Here is a 25,989-nt window from a genome sequence, read left to right as displayed (position 1 = left end):
CATAACAAGACCCGCCCATCCATTGCAACCGGGACTGGCGGGTCTTGTTATAGTAGACATGCTTAGATGCGGGACAAACCCATCTTACTCCAATACGTAAGCCGCCAGTTTATGTACCGCGTCGAACCCCGCACGTTGATACAGCTGGATCGCGCCTTCATTTCTCTGGTCTACGCATAACGAGATGTCCTCCAGCTGTACGATATGGAACAGATAATGAAGTGCTTGGTCAAGAAGTGCCCGGCCATAACCCTTCCCCCGGAAATTTTCGGATACTGCGATGTATTCAATGCTGCCTTCCTTGAATTCGGGTTCACCTTCCACATAAACATAGCCGACGAGCTCTCCTTGTTCCGTAAGCATAAAGAGTTGATGATCATCATCCAGCTGCTGCATAATATCCTGAGCGCTGAGGTAGGTATTAGGGAAATTCGTACCATGCAGCTTCGCAAATTCATCCGCATACTCGGGTGTGAAATCCTGGAGTCCCGAAAGGCCATCCGTTAATAGGGCGGATTTTCGGAGTCGTAGAACATGATGCTCTCCTGACTTTCTCCCCCCTTTGTCTTCCATAAAGCGTACAGCGGATTGATGATCCACGTTATAAAAACCGTAATAACGATTCACGCAGCCTTCCAGCTTCGAAGTCCCTGCATCCCATAGCTGCTCCGCCAATCGATTCCATTGCTCACCTTCCGCGTCGATAAAAGGTCCCCATAATTCAGCGGACCGTTCTTCTTCATCTACATCGAACCCCAATGCCCCCACAATCTGATCTTGATCATATATGACGGTGAATTTTTGACTGCTCAGTTCGCCATTCTCCGTGAATTCCGCCTGAAGCGTGCTGTAAATCTCGCCTTCCTGTTCACCGCAATATCCGACATGATGATGACGAATCCCATTTAATCTTGCAAGAAAGGAAGATAACTCTCTAAGTTTCATATCAGCTTGCTCTAAAATCATCTGTAAATGTGCTCCTTGTTCATATTCTGCTGGAAGTGTTACAGCTAACGTTCATTGCCAAGCATTTCGAATATGTTTTGGTCAATTCTACCATATGGTGATGCCCACTGACCAAGTTTTAACAAAAAAATGGGCCTCCCAAGTTCATGGAAAGCCCATCTTGTCATTCGTCAAAATGTCAGTGTGAGACTCCCTGTTCGGTCATCCCTTCTCGGAGCGTTCCCTTTCCTGGGAAGCGCGCATCCGTTCACGTTCGCGCTTGAGTTCAGGCTTGAGGTCATCGTGGACGCTGTTCTCCCACATGGACACGCCTGACCGATACGCCGCCCTCCCATTCAAGTGACCCGCTACCGGCCCCGTAATAAATACGAATACAATTCCCAGCAGCAGTTTTGCACTGACATGCTCCAGGTAGAAGGTGAAATACAGAAATGCACCTGCAAGAATCAAGAGGACACCTAGTGTAGCACTTTTCGTTGCTGCATGAGACCTCATATAAACATCCGGCAGACGAATAAGGCCAAATGCACTCAAGGCACCAAGTAAAGCTCCGAGCAGCACCATCAGCGCGATCAGAAACTCACCGATCTGACTCATCGTTTGTGCGTTCAATGACATCACCCCTCTCGATATATCTGGCAAGCGCAGTTGTTCCGATAAACGTTAGTATCCCGATCAGCAGAATGATATCGAAATAGACAGTTGTCCGGAATAGCATGCACAGAACAGCGATCATGGACAACAGTATAATTCCAATCGTATCCAGCGACATGATCCGGTCGTTCATGGAAGGTCCCTTGATTAATCGGTACAAGCAGCCCAGTATAGCCAGCGACAAAATCACCAGAGAGGCAATCAGGATGCTATGAATCATGTGCGGGTCACCTCCTTGATCGCGCGTTCGAAAGTATCGCGGATCTGATTCGACAGCTCTTCGACATCTTCAATATCCATCGCATGAATATATAGCGTCTGACCATCGCGAGACACTTCCAGGGTAAGCGTTCCTGGCGTCAAGCAGATCAGGCACGATAACACCGTAATCTCCCAGTCGGATTTCAGCTCGGTTGAGTAGGCGAAGATGCCTGGACGAACATTCAGCTTCGGTCTTAGGATCTGTCCAATTACCGTGATGCTCGATTTTAACAGCTCCCTTAGGAACAAGAGCAGCAGCAGCATGATGGACCACAGCTTGCGCAAATAGAAATCGTTCGGCCAGAAGCGTCGCAACAGATAAATCAGCAAGATTCCGATCAGATAGCCGATGATCAATTGCTGGGGGGACCAATTATTGTTCAGGAACATCCAGACAACGGCAATGATGATATTTAACAGAATTTGATGGCCCATATCCACTACTCCTTTAATACAGCATTAATATATAGTGATGGATCGGATAATACGGCGCCTGCTTGAGAGGTGTAGGAGTATATCCACTCCGAACCCACCCCAAGGACAATCACCATAACCGTTAGCCCAATAGCTGCCGCATAAGCTGTCTTGTGAATTCTGACCGGTTTTGATTCTTGGAGTCGAGGTGATTCGCCCCAGAATGCCCCCATAAACACTTTGATCAAGGAATACAATACCGCCAAACTTGATGCCAATGCCAGTCCCGTAAGCACATAATGGCCTCCGCTCAATCCGCCGCGAACGATGAGGACTTTGCCGAGAAAGCCGCTAAGGGGCGGGATGCCGACCAGAGCCAGTGCAACGATAAAGAACATCCACCCCACCAAAGGATGGCGCTTCATCAGCCCGCCCATATCGCTCAGCTTGTTCGCGCCTGCACTGGCGATGATGATACCGCCCAGAATAAAGAGCAGCGCCTTTGCTATCATGTCATGCATCAAGTAGAATACGGCTCCGTTCAAGGAGTCAGAAGATGCCGTCGCTATGCCGAAGGCGATAAAGCCAACACTAATAATAATGTTATAGTTCAGGATTCGTCCAAGATCCTTATACGCAACCGCGCCCAAACTGCCCAGAATCATCGTTGCCGCAGCCATCCAGCCGATGACGGCGTGGATGCCGCCGGTATCGTGATAGAAGATCAACGTAAAGGTACGAATAATCGCATATAACCCAACCTTCGTGAGCAGCGCGCCGAACAAAGCCGTAACTGCCGCCGGAGGTGCGCTGTAGGAACCGGGCAGCCAGAAGAACAGGAACAAACCCGCCTTCAAGGCAAATACAATCAGGAACAGAAGGCCGATGACCGACAAGATTCCATCCTGCTGAACTTCGGCCACTCGCAGAGACAGATGCGCCATATTCAGCGTTCCGACTGTGCCATATAAATAAGCGACAGCTGCAACAAACAAGGTGGATGAAATAATATTAATCAGCATGTACTTTAAGGTTTCCCTCAGCTGGCGCTTGGTGCCGCCCAGCACGATCAAGGCGTAGGAAGCGATCAGCATAACCTCAAAACAGACAAACAGGTTAAACAAATCCCCTGTTAGGAACGATCCGATCACGCCAGCCAGCAAAAATTGAAAAAAAGCATAGAAGTAATGCTTCTCTCTCTCTTCCCCGATGCTCCGGAAAGAATAGAACAGACAGGCAGCCGCGACAATCAACGTCGTAAGCACCAGCAGTGCCGCAAGCATGTCGGCTACAAATACGATTCCATACGGCGGCTGCCATCCACCCATGTGAAGCGTCTGGATGCCCTCATTGTTTACCTGACTTACAATGAACAACGCCACAAGCAGGTTTACTGTGATACTAACCGCACTTATCCAACGCTGAACACGAACATATTTGGAGCAGAAAATAAGAATAACAGCTGTAACCAGCGGAATAAGGAGAGGAAGGACAATTACATTATTCATCATCCATCCCCCTTAGCTCCTCCATGTTGTCCGTACCCAAGCGTTGATATGCTTTATACGCCAGTACGAAGAAGAACGATGTGACGCCAAAGCTGATGACAATGGATGTCAGAATCAACGCTTGCGGAACAGGGTCAACATAGGATGAAGCCTTCTCGCCAAGCAGCGGAGCAGCACCGGTCTTCAGCCGCGACATGGTGAGCAGCAGCAGATGAACGCCATGGGTCAACAGTGAAGTACCAAGAATAATCCGCAGCAAGCTTTTGGATAAAATCTGGTATATCCCAACCGCAAAAATAATCCCGATGGCAAGCGACATATAAAGTTCCATGGTCAGTTATCCCTCCCAATCGAATTGATGATGGTCATCGTCACGCCAACGACGGCTAAATAGACGCCGAGGTCGAAGAGAACCGCAGTAGCCAGCTCGGTTTCCCCGAGCAACGGCAGGTTGAAATAACCGAATGAATGACTTAAGAACGGTGCGTCAAAAGCAAATGAGCCGATCCCTGTAAGGAGTGCAATCGCAAGTCCAGTAGCCGTAACCTTTCGAAATTCGAAAGGTACGATCTTCCTGGTCATGTCCATGCCGAAAGCCATCGACAACAGAACCAGTGCGGCTGAAGTCATCAGCCCCCCGATAAATCCTCCGCCCGGCTCATGGTGTCCCGAGTTGAACAGGAACCATGAGAAGGTTACGACGATAAAGATAACCACCTTGGACATGGTGCGCAGGATGACATCATTGCTGTTAGGCAGGTATGCCCCTTCATAACGATCCCGTTCACCCAAAATGCCTTCACCCAAATCGATTTTAATCAAGGCATAAATCCCTAGGGATGCTATGCCGAGAACTGTAATTTCAAGCAAGGTATCAAATCCACGGAAGTCCACCAGAATGACGTTGACGATATTTTTACCGCCGGCCAAATGGTAGCTCTCTTTAATGAAGTAATCCGCAATGGAGTCAAAGGTTCTGCCACTGCTCGCAGCCAATGCGATCAAGGTCACGACAGCACCGACGCCTACCGAAATGAGCAAATTTCTCCACTTCAGGCTCATCGGTACCTTCTCCCGCTTCAGCTTCGGAAGATGATAGAAACAGAGCAGGAACAGCATGACGGAAACCGTCTCGACGACCATCTGGGTCAGCGCCAAATCCGGAGCCCGGAACAGAACGAAGAACAAGGTCACCATATAGCCGGCAGCACCCGTCAATATTATTGCCATCAGTCGTGTCCGTACGAACGGGAGCACAATGACCGGGATAACCAGACCAAGGATGGCAACGGCCTCATAGAAGGACATCGGTGCGTAGTCCGTCATATCAAATCCAATATGATCGACTAACAGAAGCCCCCCGCCAAGAATGGCTATGAAAAATACAAAGATATAGATCACATAGTGACGGAGTGAACCTGTCATATAAGTGGAGGTCAGCGATTTGCCGCCTCTTTCGAGGACTCGCAATCCCCCGTCATACAGATTGTTCAATGTGAATCGCTTGAAAAGCGTTGTATTCAAGATACGCGCTCTGCCGTGAAGCTTATACAGAACGGTACCGAGAACAATGATTCCGATGGTCATGAAAATTTCCGTTGTCCACCCATGCCACATCTCGATATGCACGTGGAAACGATCCTCTGCCACGAGCAGCCCCGGATGAATGGCGGCCATCGCCGGTTCAATGAGTGCATGAGACAGCAGGTTCGGAAACAGACCGAACACGATGGCCAGCGATGCCAGAATAACCGGGGGAATCAGCATCCCGAGCGGTGCTTCATGCGGCTTCTTCTCCAGTTTTTCAGGCTGGAAGCGTCCGGTGAAGGTTTTGAAGACCAGGATCATGCTGTACAGGAACGTAAACACGCTGGCGATCCAGGCAACGACCGGTATCAGCACACCCCAGGTCTCGGCATTCCAGAAATTCATGTGAGGCGCTTGAAGGACCGCCGTAAAGAACATTTCTTTACTCAGGAATCCGTTAAACGGAGGCAGACCGGCCATGGAAAATGCACCAATGACGGCCACGGTGAACGTGATTGGCATGAGCGACATCAGACCTCCGAGTTTCCGCAGATCGCGGGTGCCCGTCTCATGATCGACGATACCGACAACCATAAACAAAGCGCCCTTAAATATCGCATGGTTCATCAAATGAAAGATGGCGGCTGTCGTTGCTTTCGTATAGAGCAGCGTGTCCACGCCGCCTCCATAATAAGCTGCGGCAGAGCCCAGACCGAGCAAGCTCATGATCAGCCCCAATTGGCTGATGGTGGAGAATGCCAGCAGTGCTTTTAGGTCCGTCTGCTTGATCGCACGGATCGAAGCGTATATCAGCGTGGTCAAGCCCGTAATCGCTATGATCCAGAACCAGGAAGCTTGCCCGGCAAACACCGGGCTAAAACGGGCCACCAGATAGATTCCGGCCTTGACCATCGTAGCGGAGTGCAGATAAGCACTAACTGGAGTCGGTGCTTCCATCGCATCCGGCAGCCAGATATGGAACGGGAACTGCGCGGATTTGGTGAATGCTCCCAGCAGGATCAGAATCATGGCCGGAATAAACAGCGCGTCTCCCGTAATGCTACCCACATTCGCTACAATCTCCCGCACGCTAAAGGTGCCTGTCATGATAAAAAGGAGAATAAACCCTGCAAACATGGCAAGTCCGCCGAACACGGTAATCAGCATGGATTTTAAAGCTCCGTATCTGGAGCGGTCGCGATGATGCCAGAATGCAATCAGCAGGAATGACGAGATACTTGTCAGTTCCCAGAAGCCGTACAGCACCATCAGGTTATCGGAGAGCACAACACCAAGCATGGCGCCCATGAACAGAAGCAGATAGATGTAAAATCTATGAACGGCTTCCTTGTTCTTGTCCATGTAGAAGATGGAGTAAAGTACAACGAGTGAACCAATACCAGATATTAATAGTGCAAAAATTAAACTTAATCCATCCAAATAAACGGTAAAGTTTATTCCCACGCTTGGAACCCATTCCAGAACAGCTTGAAGCTGTTCACCTCCCTGAATGGTTGGGATAAGTCCCCAGAAATAGGCGAACAGGACAACCGGTACCGGCAAAATCACCCATCCGGTGTGAACACGGCCGATGAGCTTGTAAGTCAACATAACCACAAGCGCTACGATAAAAGGTGCCATAACGGCGATGTGCAGCAAAGACAAAGTCTACTCCTCCTATAGTCCGATTTTTCCTTCATTAGTAGTATTTCCCCATTATTTAGGCATAAGTCCAAAAAAACACAAAAAGAGCCCGCTGTTGGCAGGCTCCTCCAGGTAAAACCATATGGTATTTTTTCGAATCACACTGAAAAACAGTATATCTTGAGATCAAAACTTTGTCAAAGGGTATGTTGGAATGAAAAAGGGACAATCAGGAAATCACTGTATATAAAGGAGTGGTTCCCATGTTGATCAAAAAAGCGGTTGTTTGCGCTTTCATCTTTCTCGCTATTTTAGCAGCCGCCATCGTAACAAATACTCGTACACATCCCAGTTATCAGCAGGAAAACACGTCAACCAGGGTTTATCAAACTCAAGAACCCCCATGGTTCTTACCCCGAGAATACGTAAAAATCATTCGAACATCACCCGAGCTCCTGCCGGATGAGCCCTAATTCACAGACATGCGGCATTTATCCGTGAAACTGAATTTCATTATTCTCCTTGTTTCGTTTATTTCTTCGAATCACCCACGAAATGATCAGAATGATGGCCAGCACCACGACGATTCCTGCTGCATAATAACCGTACCGGTTAATCAAGGCTCCAATATGATCGACGACCTGATCTCCGACAAACATGCCTAAAGAGAAATAACCGATGGTCCAAACAAAGGACGCGGAATACGAATACATCGCAAATCTGCGATACGGCATCCCTTTCATTCCTACCGCATAGGGCGTCACGTTGCGCAAGATGGGCAAAAAAGCGCTAATGCATATGGCGTAATTGCCGTATTGGCGGGTCAACCGTTCGGATACATCAAGAAACTGGCGGATTTTCGACTTTTCCTGGGCGTGGTTTAACAGCTTGCTCGCGGTAAAGCGACTAAGCATGTAACCTACCGTCGATCCCGAGCATACACCAAGAAACGTCATGATAAAAGACGGGAACGGCGTTAAAATCTCGGATGCCGCTAACGCTCCGCCTGTCATTGCCACGACTTCATTAGGCACAGGAAGACCGACCAATCCAAGGCACAATACGAGGAATAATGCATAGTGCCCGATCTGTTCAATAAAATCTAATAGCGTATCCACCCCTGTCCCCCTAATCCGTCCCTAGAATAGTATCAGCTTATATGACAACGTAGTTTTCGCAAACGTGCTGCAGGCGAGGATATGAACTGGACCTGAGACCAGTTTTATTATGGATCTGCCATTAGAGATTTTTAAATGCCGATATGAAAGAATCCGGATCATCCTTCACCGTGTACGAATACACTCCTTGCTGGGTGTGCAAGTATAAGAAACCGCCGCCGTCTCCCATCGGCCGATACGACAGGTCAAAGACCTGCTTGATGGGGAACTCCCGGTATTTCGTTACGATGCGATCCTCGTACAGGAACATCTCCCGCCCCTGCTCTTCCGTTCGTTGTTCGATACCATCCACCACTCGGTTGATTTTGTAGTACGGCTGTACGGCTACCCAATTCACAAGCTCCCTCCTTGCTGTCTTTACATTTTTATTTGGAAGATTGCACTTCCCCCTTCTTCTTTCTTCGGCTCCTGATTCGTTCCAGCAGCTCCAGTGCCCCGATAAATAGTACGAATACAACGAAGAGCGCAATCGCCCGGCCAGGCTCGATCAGACCGGTAATAGACGCAACGATGCCGGTAATGCCTACAATAATAATACCTATTACGGATAGTTTCCAACCTGTTAACATATGTATGCTCCTAAAGTAAACGTAATTGCCACCCATCAAGATCACAGCTGCATGATCAAAAAACGTTAGACACACACGGAATGTATCATAAAGAAGTCCTTATATTCAAGTTATAATCAATTTTCAATTTCAATTGCCAACCCTCGTGACATTTGCAATAATTTACTCAGGAGAGAATGAATAAGCCTACCTCCAAACACAAAAAAGACAGGAGGAACACGGTATGAATTCAACAACCTGGGTACTGATTATTCTATTCGTTGCGGTGGATGTATGGATTATTTCTTTTTTCGTGAAACGCTCGTTGCGCAAACACAGCAGCCAGTCACTCCCTAATGGCAATAAGCTTCTACGCGGGAAAATACCTGAACTGCCGCCGATCGTTAAGGCAGGAAGCCCGGCGAGTGAGCTTGTCGGCAAATTGGAGGCTGCGCTGCCCTACACCTATCAGAGCATGCTGAAGCAACGGGTAATGAGTGAGCATCTGAATCTGTCCGAACAGGAGTATGAATGGAGATGGCAGGAGCTTAAACGGTTCTTCATTATGTGCGCCGTGCTGGATCGTGTCCCAATGTTCAGCAAAGACGTGGATGAAGTATGGCATGAAATGTTGATGTATACATACGAGTACCAACAATTCTCGGAACGCTTTCTTGGCAAAATGCTTCACCACGCTCCAAATACCGGAAGCGAGCATATGCCTATTCCGAATGAACGCGCGTGGTTTGATACGGTATATGTACAATTATTCGGTTGGCATGAATACAGCGCCAAGCTATGGGGAGCTTTCTTTCGCGTCCCGCTGCCGCGCGAAGAGCTGGAGATCTACACTTCTCGCCATTTCACCGTGAATCATGGCCAGAAGCGCTTTAATGCCTGGACCTACGAGAAGATGCCTGCAGCGCGTACGGCCATCGATGCAATCATTCTGGATCTGCAAGATCGGGTTCGAACTGCCCAGGAGGAGCCGGCGCGTCATGAGAAGCTGGTCAATTTCCGGAATAGCGATGTGCTCCTGGCTGCGGCCGTCTAATTTGCCTGGAACGCACCGGAACAATTTGGTGACCACATGATCCCTGATGAACGCGAGCTTTATAAACACAGCAGCAGCTCCTCCTGCACCTACGCTTCTTCATGCGGGTCTGGCGGATCGGATTCGGGCGATGCGTCATCAGGCGATGGATCGGGCTCCTCTTGCAGCAGCGGTTCATCCTGCAGCAGCGGGTCCTCTTGCGGGAGTGGCTGTGGCGGCGGCTGCAGCAGCTAAGTTGCAAACTTAACATGAACATGAGCGCCTGCTTATTAATACATGAACAAAAAGCAGGAACCTGAGATTCAGGCCCCTGCTTTGTTTTATCTTGCGTTCAATCCACGCCCTATACAACTTGGCCTCGTCTTACCTTGATACCGCCAAGCCAGTTGATGTTAAGAGACTTCGTATTGACCCCAAACAAATCCGGATGATCCGACACTTGAAAATGCAAATGAGCTTCGGTTGAATTGCCGGAATTACCGCATCGACCTATCAGATCGCCTGCTTCGACCTCAGCGCCTTCCTTCACGCATACCGACCCCTTCTTTAAATGTGCATATAGACTATATTCTGAAGTTCCATGATCGATGATGACATAGTTACCGACGGGTTCAGTTTCGTTTGTTATACCCACTGGCTCATTGTCCATGATGTTATTCTCGGTACCCAGCACCTTCCCACGGGCACCAGCAAGAATCTCTTCCCCAAACGCAAAGTAACTCTCATTCTTGTCGGGATCTCCTTTATAAGACATCGCGTTCTCAGTCTTTATGACGTCTATGGCGTACCGCTGGCTTTCCTCTACGTAATGGTAATTATCCACAACATTCTCGCCGCCCCAGAACACATACCATTTTCCGTTAAAAGGAAGTCGGAAAACTGAGTCTGTTTGCTTGGCATCCGATTCAGGAAATCTCTCAATAGGCGATAACATAAGCCCTCCAATCGTCCCCTTTTCATCGATCATCGCTTGAATGCCTTTTTGCCCGCTATCATCCAGCCAGTTTATCATTCGGATCCTGTTGAGCGTGTCGTCCATCGTGATATGGAACGCGTTTACGCCTGCTGTGTATTCCTCTGCCATCGCTTCAAATTGTTCGACCGTTACGAGTAAACGTAAATCCTCTCCAAACAGCTCGTACAGCTTGCGGTATTCCCCATTTAACAAGAATCTCGAAACTTCTACCATATTCAAACCTCCTCATGTATGGCAACCCAATATTATCCATAGTATATCTTACGAAATTAACCTGCATCGAAACAAAAACTTAACATTGGTTAAACTTTCAGCTCCCTTAGGTGCATAGGGTCCATGACGAATACGCCGGGATAACAAAACAAACGATCATTGCATACATCTCTAACCAAAACAAAGAAGCGCCTGGACCCATTCATCGATGGTTCAGGCGCTTCTATTCATGATATAAATTGGCATATTAATTGTTAGACGAGAGAACCAAACCGGAACGGGTTTGCGGTCCAACCTTACGCATGGAAACCTGGTTCCGCTCGGCCCAACGCGTAAGACTCCGAATCCCTTCACAATTCTTCTCTTCAAATTTAAAGCAGCAATACATCGGATTCATGTTCTTGTCCTTGAGGTTGATTTGGAATGCGGTTTTATGGCATCCGGAAACCTTGATCTCACGAATCTGGTCGGCATGAATTTCTACGCCATTGATGGTAATCGTATCCGAATTCTCCTGAATATTCACTTCCCGTTTCACCAATCGGGCATACCCTTCAATCGCTAGTGCCGCAACAACAACGACGTTCACCGCCATCTGCATATAGAATAGGACAGGATAAGAATATTCGGTCAAAGTAGCTACTTGAAACAGAATAATGCTAATAACAAAGGAAAACAAAATAACGTCTTTCATTCTCGTAGAGTAATGGATTGCGTATTTCATCATAATCAGCTCCGTTCATTCTGTAAGGGTTTTCATTCAACTCTTACCCTATTATAACACCATTGTACATAATTTTGACACATATCATTCACATTTTTGTCAAAAAAATTATTTGCGTCGTTCCATATCCTATGCTTATCCGTTAGGTTACGTGTCGTTCATGGTCTAAGCGAACAGAAAAAGGAGCTATCCATCATATTGGATAACTCCTTGTTGCATAATCTTACTTAGTTAAAGTGGCATTGCCTTCCTTACGCCGAAACCATTTCATTAGAACGGATACAGTATCTATAAGGGTAATAATCACAATGACGTAAATAAGGCCATCCCTGGATCGATCCCAAATTGATTTAACAATGTCATATGCTTCATCTCCCGGTGTTATGAGACCCGCTTGAACGAGCTGATCCATGAATGTCGGATTCCAGATCGTTATATCTGAGAACAGGATCACCGCAACGATAACAGAAGCGACGTTAAATATGACATGCATGACGGCAAGCTGCGGCGTCCACTTTCTTGTGATTAATTTCATGGCTTCATTGAATATGCTGAAGGCGGTTAGAAGCCAGATCAGCGGCAAATACTTGGCAAAGGCAGCCTGCTCAAACACCGGAATGGCGATCGAGTTTTCATTGAATCGATGAACACCGATCAGGTTAATGGAAAACGTGAACAGGACGAAGAACAGCACGGAAAACAGGATGCCTAGCACCGGCTCGGTCGGTTTAATCCGAGTGGCTGGTTCCGGAATTGCAGGCAATTCCGAGGGTTTCCATGGATCATTGGAGACTTGGCGAGCCCCACGGTATTCGATAAAGGCAAAAATAACGGTTACCCATGCAAATCCGTGGATTCCCACGCTAAGTAGCGAGACAAGGTATTCCAGCAGCTTCTCGGCAGTGGGTTCCGTGCTTGTAAAGAAATCAACGATATAGACGATGCCAAGAGCAACGGCTATCGAATACAGAACGATCCTCAGGACGGACCAATAGCTGTCAATCAAACCGGGACCAATAAGATAACGCTCTCTCCCTCTATATCTTGCTGCCATTTCCCCGGGTGGCCCGAGTTCCAGCAGCACCTGTTCTACAGCTTCAGTGCTTGCGATCTCACCACCAGCGCCCCTGTCTTCCAGCATATCTTCGATGAGTCCATGAAGTTCCTTTTCAATATCGGCCCTTTGCGATTCGGGCAGTTTCTGCGTCACTGCATAAATATACCTGTTAATCAGATCCATTACCTGAGTCCCCCTTGTCATCAACAAGTCCCTCCAGACTTGTCATCATAACCTTCCATTCATGATATAGCTGCCGATATATATCCTTACCTGTCTGACTTATGATGTAATATTTTCTCGGACGAGCCTCATTCGTATCCCACTCGCTATCCAGCAAGCCTTGTTTCTCCAACCGCCGCAGCAAGGGATACAGGGTACCCGCTTCCACGCTGATCCCCTTCTCCTGCAGTATGGTCACCAATGAATATCCATACTGAGGTTCCGACAATTGGCTGAGGACACCAAGAATGATGGTTCCTCGCCGAAGCTCCTGCACCAAACTGTGCAGAATGTCTTGATCCTCTGACATATCATCAACTCCTGAAAATTATTATACTGTATGCCACACACTAATGTAAATAAACCAATAATGTTTTTTTAACAATATTTTCGAGTACTGCATGTACAAAGACTACCAACTTAACAGCATGCCATTGTCGTGGGCCTCCCCCATGTAAGCAAAAAAAGTTATCCTACGGTCCGAACTGACCATAAGATAACCCTTCTATACGCTCCTCTAAATTACATGTTTACAGTGATGTTTCCTGCTGCAATCGAATCCCAATGTGCAAGCCATCGTTTCGTTTAGCTTATTACATGATAATCTGCCTTATCTTGATTTTCTGGGAAAACCGTTCTGGTATTGGGTGGGAATCTCAACCTCTTTTTGAAGAACTGTCGCGGCCTCCAATGCCCAGTACGGGTTGCGCAGCATCCCTCTTCCCACAGCGACGAGATCCGCGTCTTCGTTGCCGATCACCGCATTCGCCAGAGCAGGCTCATCCAAGCGGCCAACGGCAATGACCGGTATTTGCAGCGCTTCTTTAATTTGTCTGGCAAGCGGAACTTGATAGGCTACATGAGTGCCCGGTCTTCCTTCCGCCGCAATTGGTCCTTCACCGCCTGCGCTGATATGGAACATGTCAACGCCCGCAGCTTGATATTCCTTGGAGAACGCGATGCTCTCTTCGATACCATAACCGCCGGCTACATATTCTCGTGCAGAGATCCGCAAGATTAATGGCATGTCCGCAGGCATTTCGCTTTTTGCAGCTTGAATCACTTCTTTACCGAACTTGGTTAAATCCTGACCATACTCGTCCGTTCTATGGTTGGTCAATGGGGAATGGAACTGATGGATCAGATATCCGTGGGCACCATGCAATTCAATCGCATCAAAACCGGCCTTCACCGCACGTCGTACAGCCAAGCGGAATTTCTCCACCATCTGCTTGACTTCTTCCGTTGTAAGAGCCCTTGGCGTTTTGGAATTCTCGTCAAAAGGAATAGCCGACGGAGCCACTGGCGTTTCAGCGTCCTCCGCTTTCCGGCCGGCATGCGCAATCTGGATAGCTGCCTTTGCACCATGCTGGTGTATCGCATCCACGATGCGAGCCAGGGGCGGAATTTGATCGTCCGACCATAATCCAAGATCATAATCGGTAATGCGGCCATCAGCCTCAACGTCCGTCATTTCTACTATAATGAGTCCCGTTCCGCCGATCGCTCGGCTTGTATAATGCAAATAATGCCAATCGGTAGCGATACCGTCTTTGTTCGTTACGGAGTACTGGCACATGGGAGGCATAACCACCCGGTTTTTCAATTCTAAAGATTTCAATTTGTATGGACTGAATAAATGTTCCATCGAAGCACGCTCCCTCTATCCTCATAAAATTTATATCTTATAAATGCATGCGCATGCATTTAAATTATCAAAATAAAAGCCATTCGTCAAGAATGGTTGTTTGAAAATACGTCTAACCTTTGATCTGCTTTAAAACTTCCTGTAGCCCATGCTTCAATTTAGGCGTTGCGAACTGCTGCTCCAACACGTGTTGAACCGTGTTCTTGGCTTTGCGCAGCTTCTCTTCGCCAATGGGGGTCAGCGAGGTATAAATTCCTCTTCTGTCATTCTCGCATATGGCCCTTTGCATCGCCCCGCAGCCTTTGGCTTCAAAACGGCTGACCAGCCTCGACATCGCGCTTTGGCTCAGCCCCACCATCGTTTGCAGCTGCTGAAGCCGCAATTTTTGCTCGGGGGCCTCAGACAGAAATAACAGCACGTAAAATTCATTCAACGATAAATCGTGTTTCTGTTGAAGTGTTTGTTCCAGTTCGTTGGTGATCAACGCCTGAATCTGCGTCAAAGATAGCCAACTAGTTATAAGATGTTGCGTTTGATCGGCTGACATAAGGTCTCCACCTGTTCCGGTATTTTTCCGCCAGATGGTTCTTCACCATAAAGCGGGTCACTACTAGTTATTAATAATAACAAGCCCCTGTTTCCTTCGTCAAACCTGCCGCTTCAAAAAGATGCTTCAAAGCTGAAAACATGCCAGTCCTTAACGCCCGGCGAGGAGCGAAGACTGACACGCTGCATAACTTTTTATCACAATAAAACTATACGATCTCCTGCGCTTCCTTGCCAAGCAATCCCAACATACGAAGGCCGTACTGTATACCATCTTGATCAACATCCCGGGTTATATATCTGGCCGCCTGCTTGACAATCTCCGGCGCATTGCCCATCGCCACACCGTAGCCCACGTATGACAGCATCTCCAGATCATTCAGATAATCGCCAAATGCGATGCTATCTTCCAAATCGATCTGAAGCAGCTGAATCAATTGTTTGATCCCTCCGGCTTTGGAGCCGCCAGCCGGCAACACATCGATTCCATAAGGGCCCCATCGAACGAAATCGAACCGACCTTCGAATCTGTTCACGTAAGCAGCTTCCTCTTCCTCCGTGCAAAATACAATAGCCTGATAAATATCTCTGCCCAAGTAATATTCGGGATCATATTCCGGGATCGTGAGTTTCAGTTCCCCCCAGCTTGAATCGATATGAACATGCTGAGTTACGTTCATCTTCATGGCCTCACTGCCGGCATATATGATCGGATGATCAAGCTCCACGGCCTGCTCCGTCAGCTGCTGCAAGGCGTCTTGTGCTAATGGATTTCCATATATCGGTTTGCCTTCATGAACCACATACTGACCGTTCAAACAAACATAAGAATTGATACCGAGCTCTTCCCGCAGCTCTTCAAAATGATAAGGAGCGCGCCCTGTCGCTATGGCGACGATGTGCCCGGCTTCCTTTAACTCACGAATGGACTCCTTGGTTGTAGCTGGAACCTTCTTTTCATGATCCAGCAGCGTCCCGTCAATATCAAAAAATATGATTTTCTTATTCAATGAAACTCGCCCCTCTTCCGTATATTCTTGCCAGTAACCATATTGTAAATGATGAAAAGCATTTCAGAGCAAGCCATTATTTCTGCAAGGTCGATCGGACGCTTCCCGTTCATGCATAAAAACCGCGTCGGAGCGCGGTTTTTATGATATCAAAAATCGAATAAATATAAATAATTATTTCGCTTCCGAGCGAACCTCATCGAGCATTTTATCATTGAATCCGAACAACCAAGTCAACACAAAAGTTAGACCCATCGCTGTTAAGTTGCACAAAATGTAAAGTGGAAGCTGACTGTTCAAGTATAAGAGCGTACCGGGAATAACGGTAATCGCCATACCCGTAGCCTCAAGATGGAAGATGGAAGCCATGAAACCGCCCACGCCACCGCCGATCAGGGCGATAACGAACGGTCTGACGTAACGGAGGTTGACCCCGAAGATCGCCGGTTCCGAAATTCCCAGCATGGCCGAGAATGCGGATGGCAGCGATAATGCCTTTAGTTTTTTGTTTCTCGTCTTGAGTCCGACAGCCAGACAAGCTGCGCCTTGAGCTGCCATGGCGCTTGTCACGATCGCATTAAACGGATTGCTTCCTGTCTTTTCGAGAAGCTGAATTTCAAGAAAATTAAAAATATGATGCACGCCGGTGACCACAATAATCTGGTTGAAGAAGCCGATCACAAGACCCGCAATGCCGAACGGCAACTCCAGCAAGAAGGTGGTCACGTTCATGACTACCTCTTCCAGAGAGTGGAACACGGGTCCTATTGCGAACAGACCAAGGATGATCATAACGAGCAGGGTTAAAAATGGCGTAACGATCAAATCAATCGCTTCAGGAATACGCTTTCTCAAAAATCTCTCGAATTTCGCGCCCAGCAGTCCGATGAAGAAGGCTGGCAGGACCGAACCCTGATATCCGACAACCGGAATGAAATCGAAGAGCATGAGCGCTTCGGCCGAACCGTTTGCCACGCTATATGCGTTGGGAAGAGCCGGGTTAACCAGCATCAAACCCAGCACGATACCAAGCACGGGGCTGCCTCCGAACACCCGGAATGCGGACCATGCCACCAATGCTGGCAAGAAAGCAAAAGCCGTATCCGTCAGTACCTGGGTGAAAAGCAGAAAATTAGGCGAAATATCGTCGGGCGTCGCTCCAAACCAGGCGAGGACGGTTTCTTGCGTCAATAATCCCCGTAATCCCATGAACAAACCTGTGGCGACCAATATCGGGATAATCGGCACAAAGACGTCACCGAACGTGCGAATCGCCCGCTGAAACGGATTTCCTGATTTTTTCGCCTCGGATTTCAACTCATCCTTGCTTGTGCTCTCAAGCCCAAGCGATTCTACCGCTTCAAAAATCTGATTAACGGTTCCTGTTCCGAAAATGATTTGATATTGGCCGGAGTTAAAAAAAGCTCCTTTAACCTTATCGATATTCTCGACCTTCTTCTGGTCTATCTTCTTCTGATCGTGAACCATAATTCGGAGTCTCGTAGCACAGTGGGCAAAGGAAGCGATGTTCTCCCTGCCACCGATGGCTTCCACTACCTGCCTTGCAATTTTCCTATGATCTGCTGCCATGTTCATTCATCCCCTTCTATATCTTTTACGGCTTGGGCAAGATCCCACTTCGTGACCTTCAAGCCAGTGCTGCCGTTTTTTGCGAAAAATCGAATATGACGGCTGTCCTGCTTTGGAAATATCCGACTCGTAAACACTTCTTCGCCATCATTGACGAACACTTCTGCCGAAGAAATATCCACAAAGAGATGAAATTTGATTGAGTTTACTTTGGCATGCAGCATACAGGTACGTGTCGTTCCGTAATCACTCACAATCGTTGCACCCGATGATGAGCGATCTAGCGTAACCTTTTGCCTGACGGCGTCATACCAGATGACGGTCCGCTCCGTTTCGCCAGCTCGAAATTCAATGCCAACAACGTCCGCTTCGATCCCATGAAACTCGCATGTCATCTCGAATACGGTTCCCTCAACCCCTGCATAACTCTTCACTTCGCTGTAAAGCGTATCCGCTGCTTCCATAGCTGTCGTCTCACGAAGAAGTTCCAACTCGGGGACAGGCAGCTGAATCAGCTTACCCTCACGGAACGAGAGCGTACGTGGAAGCGTCAAACAATGCGCCCAGCCATGCGAGTCGGTTGGATAGACGACCTCCGGCAAGCCCATCCAGCCTACCATGATGCGCCGGTCTTTCTCATCCACCATGGTCTGTGGTGCGTAGAAATCAAAACCTCTGTCCAGTTCGTAAAAGGAGCCGTGTTCAAACTCCAGCGTCCCCCGATCCAGTGGCTTGCCCGCGATGTAGCCAGATTGGTAAACGTTCCGGAATTCGTCGCCTTGCGGACTCAGCCCCTGCGGCGAAAACAGCAGCACGCCCTGTCCTTCCAGTTCAAAATAATCGGGGCATTCCCACATATAGCCGAAATGTTCAAGACGGGTCTGGATTTCCCCTTTGCATGACCAATCCAGCAAATCCGGTGATTCATACACGACAGCCGTTCCTGTTTGATCGTCCCTTTGGGCGCCGATGACGAACCGGAACAGGTCTTCGTCTTTCCATACCTTCGGATCCCGGAAATGCTCGGTATATCCGTCCGGCACACGGTCAATCAGCGGCTTATCGAGCTTCGTGATGGTGCCAACACGGTCCATCACGGCCATGCATTGATAAGAATGCCTGTTCCATTCCTCATCCCGGGTATTCCCGGTATACATCAGATACAGTTTGTCGTCTTTCACGATCCCGCTTCCCGAATAAGCGCCATATGCATCATGCGAGTACCCGGGCTCAATGGCGATGCCTTTGTTTTGCCAGTGCACCAAGTCCGTGGAGGAGGTATGGTACCAGTATTTCAGGCCGTGAAACGTGCCCAGAGGAAACCATTGATAAAACAAGTGGTATTTCCCGTTATAATAAGAAAATCCGTTGGGGTCATTCAGCAAGCCCATCATGGGCTGTACGTGAAACCTCTGCCTCCATTCGCTTCGTTTTGCTTGCTCCTTCAAGGAGGCAATCTCTTCAGGAGAGGCCTGATCCAGGCGTCGGTATCTCCGTTCTCTGTCCATGTCTCTTCTCCTTGTATATAGGCTTTCTCAAAAAAACAAACGGATCATGCTATGCGTGAACATCAGCCTAACCCATTTATAACGGAACCGGTTCCAATCAGGGTTAAAAATAATGAACTCAGCTCCAATACCAAGCAAAAGTAGTATTGGAACCGGTTCCTTTTTTTCAGTATAAAATACCTATTTTAGATTGTCAACGCTTTCCCGATGAATCATATCGCAATTCATGACCGTCAGGAAATCCACAGGCTCGTCGTTGACCAGCTTTATGATATGCTGAGCGGCGAGGTGGCCCGCTTGGGAATATCCATATTTAACCGTTGTCAATCCGGGATGAATTACCTCGGTAACGTCGTATCCGCCAAATCCGGTAACGGAGAGTTCGTTGGGGATCTGGATGCCCTTCATATGAGCCGCTTTCATAACGCCTAACGCGATGTTGTCGGTAGCGCAGACCATTGCAGTTGGCAGCGTTCGGTTCAACTCAAAAATGGACAATGCGGTCTTTACACCATCCGACATCTTAAACCCACTCTCATAGAGAACCGCCTCCACCTCGTCATACTCGCTTAACGCCTTCAGAAACCCTTCCTTCCGCTGAACTCCGACAGCAACGTCTTTTTCCGTCACGCCGATATAAGATATATGACGGTGTCCCATGGACAGCACATATCGGCCCATGTCATAACCTGCGGCATAGTCGTTATATATCATGCTGTGGACATCCTTATGCTGTTGTCCGAGCAGGATGACGGGGATGCCGATCTCTTTAATCGCTGCAAGATGCGTTTCCGTCACCTGAGTGGCGAATAAAATAATGCCAGATATTTTTTGTCTGGCGAGATCATACAGCGCTTCAATCTCCCTGGATAAGTCCTGGCTCGCATTAATAATGAGAAGCTGATAACCGTGTTTCCTTAATTCTTCATCCATGCCGGCAACGGTCTGCGATGCTGAGAATGAATCCAGACGCGGCACAATGGTGCCGATCATGCTGGTTTTTTTCGCTTTCAAGCTCTGTGCAAACGAATTCGGAATATAACCGGTTTCCTGAATGACCAGCTCTATCTTACGGCGTGTTGCATTACTGACAGAACCTCCGTTTAAGAAACGGGAGACCGTGCTTTTGGCAACTCCGGCTTTTTTGGCAATATCTGCAATCGTGTTCTTCATTCGGTGCTCCCGGGAGCCGCTTGCGGCGCTGCAACGAACAGATTATCCTCCACAGCTCCTTGCTCCGCCACACAACTGGAAATGAGTTGTTTGTGCATGAATCTCTCCCCTTCGATTTTGCTTTTTCCTAACTATACCATGACGTCCAGGGATCCGTGAAATGCAGACTCCACCCCGAGCATTTGATGGGCAATACTTTTCTGCGTTCCAGACTCTAGCGAGGAACGAAGCGATTCAAAGGGGGATTCTCCATGCAAATCCCCTTTCGGGACGCGCAAATGGACCGTGCCTTATCCCGTTTTTACATGGTTACTGTTAACCTTGCACGGTTCGCTCAGCCGATTCAACGGTATGCTTCAGCAATGTAGCAATCGTAACGGGGCCTACACCGGCAGGTACCGGTGTAATCGCGGATGCCACCTTCGCGCAGGCTTCATAATCGCAGTCGCCGATATTGCCTGGATTATAGCCGGCATCCAATACGACGGCTCCCGGCTTGATCCAGTCCCCTTGAATGAAATTAGGCTTGCCTACGGCCGCAACCACGATATCTCCCTGGGACACAATCTCCCCAAGGTTCTTCGTTCTCGAGTGGCAGATCGTAACGGTAGCATTGCGATTAAGCAGCATCATCGATACCGGCTTACCCAGAATCGGACTGCGTCCGACCACCACGGCATGCTTCCCTTCGATCGGCAGATCATAATAATCCATAATCGCAATAATCGCAGCAGGCGTACAAGACGGATAATCGGCAAAACCAAACGCATTCTGCGAGAAACCGAGCGTGGTTACTCCATCCACGTCTTTTTTAATGTCAATGGCATCAAAGGCTGCCCGTTCATCGATATGATGCGGTACCGGATGCTGCAGCAGAATACCGTGGACATTCGGATCCTCGTTCAGCTCTTGGATCGCGGCAATCAGCTCCTCGGTCGTTGTCGATGTCTCCAGTACCACTTTTTTGGATATGATGCCAAGCCGCTCGCAAGCACTTCCCTTCATCCGCACATAGGTCGCCGAAGCAGGATCATCGCCAACCAGAATCGTTGCCAGACAAGGCGTTACCCCCTGCAACTTCAATTCCTGTACCTTTACAGCCAGCTTGGCCTTGATATCGTCGGATACCTTTTTTCCATCTAAAATTACGGGTTCCTTACTCATACTAATCCGCTCCTTCGCCATTGTATTAAAAAACATAAAGAGGCAAGGCGACTGATCGTCTCCTTACCTCTTGCCCAGGCGTACGGCATATGATCCTATGTGCTCCCTCTTGGTACCCCAAGCTACGCCAGTAACACATAGATAACTTTTTTTAATATACCACGACTTTGGACATCGCGCTACCGGGTATGAAGCCGACCGCTTTAAATCACAATCTCTTTGATTCATTTGCGGGAAGCACACATGATTCTGATTAGTCTCTCGGATAATTCACTTCCATAATGTCCATAAAAGGAACCTTCGTAATAACGCCATTCTGTTTCATATGTACCTTCCCTGTTCGGGAGTCCATTTGATCGATTTGCCCGCGGACCGCCTCTTCCCTTCCCCAGACCGTCAGCACGATAACCGATTCCTCCTGGTAAGCTTCGGTAAGCTGATTTCCGAGTTCTTCCAGTACAAACTCATCTCTAGTGGGTCTCTTTGGAACCTTTGCTTTTGCCATTACCTTGTCCTCCTGATTGATGTTGCTCATGCGTCAGCATTACATTCTGAAATACGTTAAAGCTATCATCGAAACATGAATTGGGAATCTTCTTCCTATTCTTCCTATTATACAACAAATACAAAACAGGTGCTCTGGACTTGATAGGTATAAGTTCTGGACAGATAAATAGATTGACCACATCATTAAATGATTTTTTAAAACCCGGTCCTTCTGAAGGGCGCTTTCTAAACAGGGTAATAACTTTTCCTGCAATTGAGTTTTTAAATGATGAATTTCTGCATATTCCCCTGCTTCTTTCGTATTCTTCTTTTGAACTTTTCCATGACAAAAATCCCCTTAAGTAAACTGTAGCGCTCTTCTTCAGCACTGTCTACGCAAAGGGGATTATATTCTAGAAAACCTGTAAAGCCCTCAAGTGGCTCTTTATCCATTCGTAATTATTACGATTAATTTTAATCAAAAAAATATAACCTTACAGTGATAGCTCTTCGATGGCCATCCATGGCAGCGGATTGTTAAACGTCGACCAATCCAGCTGCATTTCCTGATCGGTCAACAGACAATCGTCCAGCTCCTGCTCGATTAGTGACTGTTCCATCCCAATCCCGATCATCACGAGCTCGGTCATCCGATCCCCCCAGACGGCATCCCATTTTCGCTGCACATCCGGCTCACTCAGAATCAGCTCCTGCTGTTCCTGTTCGGTTAAAGCAGCCACCCAATATCCAGCTGGCCCGAACTGAATCGAAGGACCCGCTTGACTTAGACTTGCCGCAACATCCTCAAGCACTGCCAGCCAAGCGATCCCTTTCGCGCGTACGACCTCTTCCGGCCAATAACTCATGAATGCTGCCAGCCGTTCCGGATGAAACGGTCTTCTTCTCCGATAAACAAAAGAGCTGATGCCGTATTCATCCGTTTCCGGTACATGCTCTTCCTTCTGAAGCTCCTGAATCCAGCCGGGGGACTGACTGGCTTTCTCAAAATCGAATAAACCGGTATTCAGAATTTCTGCAGGAGCGACTTGTCCTTTCACGGTACGTATGATTTTGGCGCTTGGCTGAAGCTTATGAAGTATGCCTTCCACCTTGGCCAATTCGTCATCGCTTACCAGATCACATTTGTTCAACAGCAGCACATCACACGTCTCAACCTGGTCGATCAACAGATCCACGACTTCCCGTGTATCCTCTTCGCCAAGCGCTTCCTTCCGATCGAGCAGGCTTTGGCCCGAAGAGAAGTCTTTCCAGAATCGGTTCGCGTCTACAACCGTCACCATGCAATCCAGCCGGGCTAGGTCGGACAGCTGTACACCGGATACCTCATCTGGATAAACAAAGGTCTGCGCAACAGGCACGGGCTCGCTAATCCCCGTCGATTCAATCAGGATATAGTCAAAACGGTTTTCTTGTGCCAGCTTCTGAACTTCCTGCACCAAATCTTCCCGGAGGGTGCAGCAGATGCAGCCATTGGACATTTCGACCAGCTTCTCATCCGTTCGGGACAGGCTCCCTTCCCCTCGAACCAAATCCGCGTCAATATTCACTTCGCTCATGTCGTTCACAATGACCGCAACCTTCAATCCATCACGATTATGAAGCACATGATTCAGCACGGTCGTTTTGCCTGATCCGAGGTAACCGCTGAGTACTGTAACTGGAATCTTATTGTTGTTATTCATCTACTGAACTTCCTCCATTCCTTAATCGTAATAATTACGATTTATACGGTATGATATTATATCTCCTTCAGCGAATTGTCAATCCTTCCGTGCAGAAAATGATCCGGCCAGCAAAATAAACCTCCGGCACTTAGGTACCGGAGGTTTATTTCCTCACCATTTAACTTATCTTGGTAGCCCATTTTCTTATGGTCAAGTGTCACTAATCGTTTGTATACATAATATGAATTATCTCAAGACGAAAAGGAGAAATTCGATGAATCAACAAAACTATAACCTTCAAGAAACTCAACAAAGAGAACCTCAGCCTTATCATCATCATCATGGTCATGGTCACGGTCATGAGCATCACCCCCATTTTCATCCATATAGTTCTCCATCAGGCCATCATATGATCCATCATCATCACCATCACCACTATCACCATCACTATCAAATGAGGAGAGAAGAAGAGTAGTATTAAAAATTAATAACGAAAAACGCAAGGCGAGAAGATCTACGCCACGGTTGCATGTAGCGTTCATGCAGCCGTGCGTGTCATTCTCGCCTTTTCTATGCTTACATAGCATTACGGTAAAACTATCATGTGATGCTCAACATACGGTTAAACTACTCTCGAATTGTATTGTCAAATTACGTTCAGTTACTAACCCTTTGAGGAAAGGCAAGATTCATTTCCGAATATTCCTTTACAAGAATATTCTCATCATGGTATATTGTAACCAATCGTTGGTTAATATTCACAAATTAGGAGGGCAAGATATGAGCCAAGAAGTAATTTCGTTCATCGAAAACCTTAGTCTGCCTTGGCAAGTAGACGTCAGCAAAAAGCTTCGACACATGGTCCAAGAAGCAATTCCGGAAGTAGAAGAACGAATTCAGTACAAAAAGCCACATTTTCTAAAGAACGGACAATATGCAGCTGTGATTTCACCATCAAAAGATGCAATCGCCTTTATGATCATGAACACAACAAATCTAGAAGTCCCCAAAAATTTCGATGGTCCACCCGAACGAAAATGGCTTAAAATTCGAGAAGATGATACTCCAGACTATGAGCTGCTAGCAGAACTTTTAGTTCAAGCATCGAGTTCGTTGTAATAACAAGATCGGGGGTAAGGTCATATGAAACAGACAACTTTGAACGCACTAGCCGAACCTAACCGATTGCAGATAGTCGAACTATTACGAGACGGTCCCTTAACTGTCAGTCAGGTTGCTGATCGCCTTAAAATCCGGCAGCCGCAGACTTCCAAACATTTAAAGATATTGCATGAAGCAGGATTGGTAGAAGTTCAGGCAGAGGCTAATCGACGGATATATAGACTACGACCTGAACCGCTACAAGAGATGGACGAATGGTTGGAATCGTTCCGCGGTATTTGGGAACAGCGCTTAGATCAACTTGAGGATTATTTAGACAAATTACAAAAGAAAGGGTAGCAGCCGCAACCTTTCATATTAGGAGGAATTCAAATGACCGAGCAAAGCAAAAGTGGCTTACTTCTAACCCGTGTTTTCAATGCCCCTCGAGAACTGGTTTTTAAAGTTTGGACGGATCCAGAACACTTCGGTAAATGGTGGGGTCCCCAAGGGTTTTCACTAGATGTTATTAGAATGGATGTACGTCCAGGTGGTATGTTCTTAGGTTGTCAGAAGTCGCCAGATGGTACCCAGGCCATGTGGGGTAAATTTGTATATCAAGAAGTCATAGTTCCTGAAAAACTGGTATTCATCCAATCATTTTCTGATGAAAATGGTAACACCATACGTGCACCTTTTAACGCACACTGGCCACTTGAAATTATGAATATCATCACACTTGAAGAAACCGATGGAAAAACTACTCTGACTATGCAGGGTGGCCCTGTCAACGCAACTGCAGAAGAACAAGCAGCTTTTGATGAAATGGCCCCAATGGTGAAACAGGGATTTGGCGGTACATTTGACCAACTCGCTGAATACCTTGAAAGCCAGCAATAAATACATTGATCAAGGAAGCGCGAAAACAGCGGCGGCGAACCTATTTGTTCGCCGCTTTTTAATTCTTCAGAGCTCAGCGTCATCTTGCTCGAAAACCCCCTTAAGTTTAAGGGGGTTTTCCATACTATCAGCGTCTTAATTATTTTACAACGAATCGTACTGTCACCAGATCCTGCCGAAAAAACAACAAGTTTCCTTGTAAAAGTAACCCGGGCAAATGTATGAATCCGCT

The 25,989-nt window shown here is 47.6% G+C and carries 30 protein-coding genes and 1 riboswitch; of the genes, 6 read left to right on the top strand and 24 right to left on the bottom strand.

The window, feature by feature from the left end:
* Positions 1 to 84: 84 nt before the first annotated feature.
* The 7 genes from AB4124_RS21950 to AB4124_RS21920 all read right to left on the bottom strand — a co-directional run bounded on the left by AB4124_RS21950 (position 85) and on the right by AB4124_RS21920 (position 6,995).
* Complete coding sequence (locus AB4124_RS21950) at positions 85 to 966, bottom strand: GNAT family N-acetyltransferase (protein WP_441974149.1); 882 nt, start codon at positions 964 to 966, stop codon at positions 85 to 87.
* Positions 967 to 1,167: 201 nt separating this feature from the next.
* Positions 1,168 to 1,563, bottom strand: a complete 396-nt coding sequence (mnhG, locus tag AB4124_RS21945; protein ID WP_379404261.1) for a monovalent cation/H(+) antiporter subunit G — start codon at positions 1,561 to 1,563, stop codon at positions 1,168 to 1,170.
* Positions 1,547 to 1,840 (bottom strand): Na(+)/H(+) antiporter subunit F1, encoded by a 294-nt coding sequence (locus tag AB4124_RS21940; RefSeq protein WP_076321947.1) that lies wholly within the window; start codon positions 1,838 to 1,840, stop codon positions 1,547 to 1,549. Before AB4124_RS21940 ends, mnhG begins: the two co-directional genes overlap by 17 nt.
* Entirely contained in the window at positions 1,837 to 2,316 is a 480-nt protein-coding gene (locus AB4124_RS21935; protein WP_076321948.1) for a Na+/H+ antiporter subunit E, read from the bottom strand. Before AB4124_RS21935 ends, AB4124_RS21940 begins: the two co-directional genes overlap by 4 nt.
* Positions 2,317 to 2,321: 5 nt before the next feature.
* Positions 2,322 to 3,803, bottom strand: a complete 1,482-nt coding sequence (locus AB4124_RS21930; RefSeq protein ID WP_379404837.1) for a Na+/H+ antiporter subunit D — start codon at positions 3,801 to 3,803, stop codon at positions 2,322 to 2,324.
* Positions 3,796 to 4,134, bottom strand: coding sequence for a Na(+)/H(+) antiporter subunit C (locus AB4124_RS21925; RefSeq protein WP_071220369.1), 339 nt, complete (start codon positions 4,132 to 4,134; stop codon positions 3,796 to 3,798). Before AB4124_RS21925 ends, AB4124_RS21930 begins: the two co-directional genes overlap by 8 nt.
* A gap of 2 nt (positions 4,135 to 4,136) precedes the next feature.
* Positions 4,137 to 6,995: a Na+/H+ antiporter subunit A gene (locus AB4124_RS21920; RefSeq protein WP_441974148.1), complete on the bottom strand. Its 2,859-nt coding sequence runs from the start codon at positions 6,993 to 6,995 to the stop codon at positions 4,137 to 4,139.
* A 242-nt stretch (positions 6,996 to 7,237) separates the two neighbouring features.
* Between AB4124_RS21920 and AB4124_RS21915 the strand changes: the two genes are divergently transcribed.
* Complete coding sequence (locus tag AB4124_RS21915) at positions 7,238 to 7,447, top strand: hypothetical protein (protein WP_441974147.1); 210 nt, start codon at positions 7,238 to 7,240, stop codon at positions 7,445 to 7,447.
* Between the two features lie 18 nt (positions 7,448 to 7,465).
* On the opposite strand, the gene AB4124_RS21910 is transcribed toward AB4124_RS21915, so the two are convergent.
* The 3 genes from AB4124_RS21910 to AB4124_RS21900 all read right to left on the bottom strand — a co-directional run bounded on the left by AB4124_RS21910 (position 7,466) and on the right by AB4124_RS21900 (position 8,721).
* Complete coding sequence (locus AB4124_RS21910) at positions 7,466 to 8,092, bottom strand: DedA family protein (protein ID WP_441974146.1); 627 nt, start codon at positions 8,090 to 8,092, stop codon at positions 7,466 to 7,468.
* A 121-nt stretch (positions 8,093 to 8,213) separates the two neighbouring features.
* Entirely contained in the window at positions 8,214 to 8,489 is a 276-nt protein-coding gene (locus AB4124_RS21905) for a hypothetical protein (RefSeq protein WP_430131303.1), read from the bottom strand.
* A gap of 28 nt (positions 8,490 to 8,517) precedes the next feature.
* A complete protein-coding gene (locus tag AB4124_RS21900; protein ID WP_098746414.1) occupies positions 8,518 to 8,721 on the bottom strand; it encodes a hypothetical protein in 204 nt (67 codons plus the stop codon).
* 223 nt (positions 8,722 to 8,944) lie between these two features.
* Between AB4124_RS21900 and AB4124_RS21895 the strand changes: the two genes are divergently transcribed.
* Positions 8,945 to 9,754, top strand: a complete 810-nt coding sequence (locus AB4124_RS21895) for a hypothetical protein (RefSeq protein ID WP_441974145.1) — start codon at positions 8,945 to 8,947, stop codon at positions 9,752 to 9,754.
* 46 nt (positions 9,755 to 9,800) lie between these two features.
* Positions 9,801 to 10,001 carry a hypothetical protein gene (locus AB4124_RS21890; RefSeq protein WP_441974144.1) on the top strand — a complete coding sequence of 67 codons (201 nt, stop codon included), beginning with the start codon at positions 9,801 to 9,803 and terminating at the stop codon, positions 9,999 to 10,001.
* A gap of 96 nt (positions 10,002 to 10,097) precedes the next feature.
* On the opposite strand, the gene AB4124_RS21885 is transcribed toward AB4124_RS21890, so the two are convergent.
* The 14 genes from AB4124_RS21885 to AB4124_RS21820 form a co-directional block, all read right to left on the bottom strand.
* Complete coding sequence (locus AB4124_RS21885; RefSeq protein WP_441974143.1) at positions 10,098 to 10,943, bottom strand: M23 family metallopeptidase; 846 nt, start codon at positions 10,941 to 10,943, stop codon at positions 10,098 to 10,100.
* 247 nt (positions 10,944 to 11,190) lie between these two features.
* Positions 11,191 to 11,670 (bottom strand): hypothetical protein, encoded by a 480-nt coding sequence (locus AB4124_RS21880; RefSeq protein ID WP_441974142.1) that lies wholly within the window; start codon positions 11,668 to 11,670, stop codon positions 11,191 to 11,193.
* 220 nt (positions 11,671 to 11,890) lie between these two features.
* Positions 11,891 to 12,907, bottom strand: coding sequence for a hypothetical protein (locus AB4124_RS21875; protein ID WP_441974141.1), 1,017 nt, complete (start codon positions 12,905 to 12,907; stop codon positions 11,891 to 11,893).
* The gene (locus AB4124_RS21870) at positions 12,894 to 13,256 is read right to left on the bottom strand and encodes a PadR family transcriptional regulator (RefSeq protein ID WP_076321959.1); all 363 of its coding nucleotides are present in this window, start codon (positions 13,254 to 13,256) and stop codon (positions 12,894 to 12,896) included. Before AB4124_RS21870 ends, AB4124_RS21875 begins: the two co-directional genes overlap by 14 nt.
* Positions 13,257 to 13,556: 300 nt before the next feature.
* Complete coding sequence (locus AB4124_RS21865) at positions 13,557 to 14,594, bottom strand: NADH:flavin oxidoreductase/NADH oxidase (protein WP_441974140.1); 1,038 nt, start codon at positions 14,592 to 14,594, stop codon at positions 13,557 to 13,559.
* A gap of 112 nt (positions 14,595 to 14,706) precedes the next feature.
* A complete protein-coding gene (locus AB4124_RS21860) occupies positions 14,707 to 15,141 on the bottom strand; it encodes a MarR family winged helix-turn-helix transcriptional regulator (RefSeq protein ID WP_441974139.1) in 435 nt (144 codons plus the stop codon).
* A 208-nt stretch (positions 15,142 to 15,349) separates the two neighbouring features.
* Complete coding sequence (locus tag AB4124_RS21855) at positions 15,350 to 16,150, bottom strand: Cof-type HAD-IIB family hydrolase (protein WP_215154433.1); 801 nt, start codon at positions 16,148 to 16,150, stop codon at positions 15,350 to 15,352.
* 174 nt (positions 16,151 to 16,324) lie between these two features.
* Complete coding sequence (locus AB4124_RS21850; protein WP_441974138.1) at positions 16,325 to 17,746, bottom strand: sucrose-specific PTS transporter subunit IIBC; 1,422 nt, start codon at positions 17,744 to 17,746, stop codon at positions 16,325 to 16,327.
* Positions 17,743 to 19,248 (bottom strand): glycoside hydrolase family 32 protein, encoded by a 1,506-nt coding sequence (locus tag AB4124_RS21845; RefSeq protein WP_441974137.1) that lies wholly within the window; start codon positions 19,246 to 19,248, stop codon positions 17,743 to 17,745. The genes AB4124_RS21850 and AB4124_RS21845 overlap by 4 nt, the downstream gene beginning before the upstream one ends.
* Before the next feature lie 180 nt (positions 19,249 to 19,428).
* On the bottom strand, positions 19,429 to 20,421 hold the full coding sequence (locus AB4124_RS21840; protein ID WP_379404292.1) for a LacI family DNA-binding transcriptional regulator: 993 nt from the start codon (positions 20,419 to 20,421) through the stop codon (positions 19,429 to 19,431).
* 315 nt (positions 20,422 to 20,736) lie between these two features.
* On the bottom strand, positions 20,737 to 21,585 hold the full coding sequence (locus AB4124_RS21835; protein WP_441974136.1) for a bifunctional 5,10-methylenetetrahydrofolate dehydrogenase/5,10-methenyltetrahydrofolate cyclohydrolase: 849 nt from the start codon (positions 21,583 to 21,585) through the stop codon (positions 20,737 to 20,739).
* Positions 21,586 to 21,650: 65 nt separating this feature from the next.
* A riboswitch (ZMP/ZTP riboswitch) is annotated at positions 21,651 to 21,730 on the bottom strand.
* A 108-nt stretch (positions 21,731 to 21,838) separates the two neighbouring features.
* The gene (locus AB4124_RS21830; RefSeq protein ID WP_076321967.1) at positions 21,839 to 22,090 is read right to left on the bottom strand and encodes a YolD-like family protein; all 252 of its coding nucleotides are present in this window, start codon (positions 22,088 to 22,090) and stop codon (positions 21,839 to 21,841) included.
* Between the two features lie 475 nt (positions 22,091 to 22,565).
* Positions 22,566 to 23,774 (bottom strand): GTP-binding protein, encoded by a 1,209-nt coding sequence (locus tag AB4124_RS21825; protein WP_441974135.1) that lies wholly within the window; start codon positions 23,772 to 23,774, stop codon positions 22,566 to 22,568.
* 233 nt (positions 23,775 to 24,007) lie between these two features.
* A complete protein-coding gene (locus tag AB4124_RS21820; RefSeq protein ID WP_430205419.1) occupies positions 24,008 to 24,298 on the bottom strand; it encodes a hypothetical protein in 291 nt (96 codons plus the stop codon).
* A gap of 238 nt (positions 24,299 to 24,536) precedes the next feature.
* Between AB4124_RS21820 and AB4124_RS21815 the strand changes: the two genes are divergently transcribed.
* The 3 genes from AB4124_RS21815 to AB4124_RS21805 are packed head-to-tail and all read left to right on the top strand — an operon-like array spanning position 24,537 to position 25,757.
* The gene (locus AB4124_RS21815) at positions 24,537 to 24,875 is read left to right on the top strand and encodes a DUF1801 domain-containing protein (RefSeq protein ID WP_430104792.1); all 339 of its coding nucleotides are present in this window, start codon (positions 24,537 to 24,539) and stop codon (positions 24,873 to 24,875) included.
* Positions 24,876 to 24,899: 24 nt separating this feature from the next.
* On the top strand, positions 24,900 to 25,217 hold the full coding sequence (locus AB4124_RS21810) for an ArsR/SmtB family transcription factor (RefSeq protein ID WP_215154063.1): 318 nt from the start codon (positions 24,900 to 24,902) through the stop codon (positions 25,215 to 25,217).
* Positions 25,218 to 25,250: 33 nt separating this feature from the next.
* Complete coding sequence (locus AB4124_RS21805) at positions 25,251 to 25,757, top strand: SRPBCC family protein (RefSeq protein ID WP_441974134.1); 507 nt, start codon at positions 25,251 to 25,253, stop codon at positions 25,755 to 25,757.
* The last annotated feature ends 232 nt before the right edge of the window (positions 25,758 to 25,989 follow it).

The sequence above is a fragment of the Paenibacillus sp. 2KB_20 genome, assembly GCF_052115765.1.
Taxonomy (GTDB): domain Bacteria; phylum Bacillota; class Bacilli; order Paenibacillales; family Paenibacillaceae; genus Paenibacillus_AQ.
Note: the sequence above shows the minus strand (reverse complement) of the source record. Positions and strands in the feature narration are given on the sequence as shown.

What these genes read in the sequence shown, in the direction of transcription:
- AB4124_RS21810 (WP_215154063.1), top strand. Translation starts at nt 24,900, where the DNA reads ATGAAACAGACAACTTTGAACGCACTAGCCGAACCTAACCGATTGCAG.
- AB4124_RS21875 (WP_441974141.1), bottom strand. Translation starts at nt 12,907, where the DNA reads ATGGATCTGATTAACAGGTATATTTATGCAGTGACGCAGAAACTGCCC.
- AB4124_RS21880 (WP_441974142.1), bottom strand. Translation starts at nt 11,670, where the DNA reads ATGATGAAATACGCAATCCATTACTCTACGAGAATGAAAGACGTTATT.
- AB4124_RS21885 (WP_441974143.1), bottom strand. Translation starts at nt 10,943, where the DNA reads ATGGTAGAAGTTTCGAGATTCTTGTTAAATGGGGAATACCGCAAGCTG.
- AB4124_RS21825 (WP_441974135.1), bottom strand. Translation starts at nt 23,774, where the DNA reads ATGAATAACAACAATAAGATTCCAGTTACAGTACTCAGCGGTTACCTC.
- AB4124_RS21845 (WP_441974137.1), bottom strand. Translation starts at nt 19,248, where the DNA reads ATGGACAGAGAACGGAGATACCGACGCCTGGATCAGGCCTCTCCTGAA.
- AB4124_RS21915 (WP_441974147.1), top strand. Translation starts at nt 7,238, where the DNA reads ATGTTGATCAAAAAAGCGGTTGTTTGCGCTTTCATCTTTCTCGCTATT.
- AB4124_RS21925 (WP_071220369.1), bottom strand. Translation starts at nt 4,134, where the DNA reads ATGGAACTTTATATGTCGCTTGCCATCGGGATTATTTTTGCGGTTGGG.
- AB4124_RS21900 (WP_098746414.1), bottom strand. Translation starts at nt 8,721, where the DNA reads ATGTTAACAGGTTGGAAACTATCCGTAATAGGTATTATTATTGTAGGC.
- AB4124_RS21815 (WP_430104792.1), top strand. Translation starts at nt 24,537, where the DNA reads ATGAGCCAAGAAGTAATTTCGTTCATCGAAAACCTTAGTCTGCCTTGG.
- AB4124_RS21835 (WP_441974136.1), bottom strand. Translation starts at nt 21,585, where the DNA reads ATGAGTAAGGAACCCGTAATTTTAGATGGAAAAAAGGTATCCGACGAT.
- AB4124_RS21940 (WP_076321947.1), bottom strand. Translation starts at nt 1,840, where the DNA reads ATGATTCATAGCATCCTGATTGCCTCTCTGGTGATTTTGTCGCTGGCT.
- AB4124_RS21930 (WP_379404837.1), bottom strand. Translation starts at nt 3,803, where the DNA reads ATGAATAATGTAATTGTCCTTCCTCTCCTTATTCCGCTGGTTACAGCT.
- AB4124_RS21870 (WP_076321959.1), bottom strand. Translation starts at nt 13,256, where the DNA reads ATGTCAGAGGATCAAGACATTCTGCACAGTTTGGTGCAGGAGCTTCGG.
- AB4124_RS21935 (WP_076321948.1), bottom strand. Translation starts at nt 2,316, where the DNA reads ATGGGCCATCAAATTCTGTTAAATATCATCATTGCCGTTGTCTGGATG.
- AB4124_RS21865 (WP_441974140.1), bottom strand. Translation starts at nt 14,594, where the DNA reads ATGGAACATTTATTCAGTCCATACAAATTGAAATCTTTAGAATTGAAA.
- AB4124_RS21820 (WP_430205419.1), bottom strand. Translation starts at nt 24,298, where the DNA reads ATGAACGCTACATGCAACCGTGGCGTAGATCTTCTCGCCTTGCGTTTT.
- AB4124_RS21850 (WP_441974138.1), bottom strand. Translation starts at nt 17,746, where the DNA reads ATGAACATGGCAGCAGATCATAGGAAAATTGCAAGGCAGGTAGTGGAA.
- AB4124_RS21830 (WP_076321967.1), bottom strand. Translation starts at nt 22,090, where the DNA reads ATGGCAAAAGCAAAGGTTCCAAAGAGACCCACTAGAGATGAGTTTGTA.
- AB4124_RS21890 (WP_441974144.1), top strand. Translation starts at nt 9,801, where the DNA reads ATGAACGCGAGCTTTATAAACACAGCAGCAGCTCCTCCTGCACCTACG.
- AB4124_RS21895 (WP_441974145.1), top strand. Translation starts at nt 8,945, where the DNA reads ATGAATTCAACAACCTGGGTACTGATTATTCTATTCGTTGCGGTGGAT.
- mnhG (WP_379404261.1), bottom strand. Translation starts at nt 1,563, where the DNA reads ATGAGTCAGATCGGTGAGTTTCTGATCGCGCTGATGGTGCTGCTCGGA.
- AB4124_RS21860 (WP_441974139.1), bottom strand. Translation starts at nt 15,141, where the DNA reads ATGTCAGCCGATCAAACGCAACATCTTATAACTAGTTGGCTATCTTTG.
- AB4124_RS21805 (WP_441974134.1), top strand. Translation starts at nt 25,251, where the DNA reads ATGACCGAGCAAAGCAAAAGTGGCTTACTTCTAACCCGTGTTTTCAAT.
- AB4124_RS21840 (WP_379404292.1), bottom strand. Translation starts at nt 20,421, where the DNA reads ATGAAGAACACGATTGCAGATATTGCCAAAAAAGCCGGAGTTGCCAAA.
- AB4124_RS21950 (WP_441974149.1), bottom strand. Translation starts at nt 966, where the DNA reads ATGATTTTAGAGCAAGCTGATATGAAACTTAGAGAGTTATCTTCCTTT.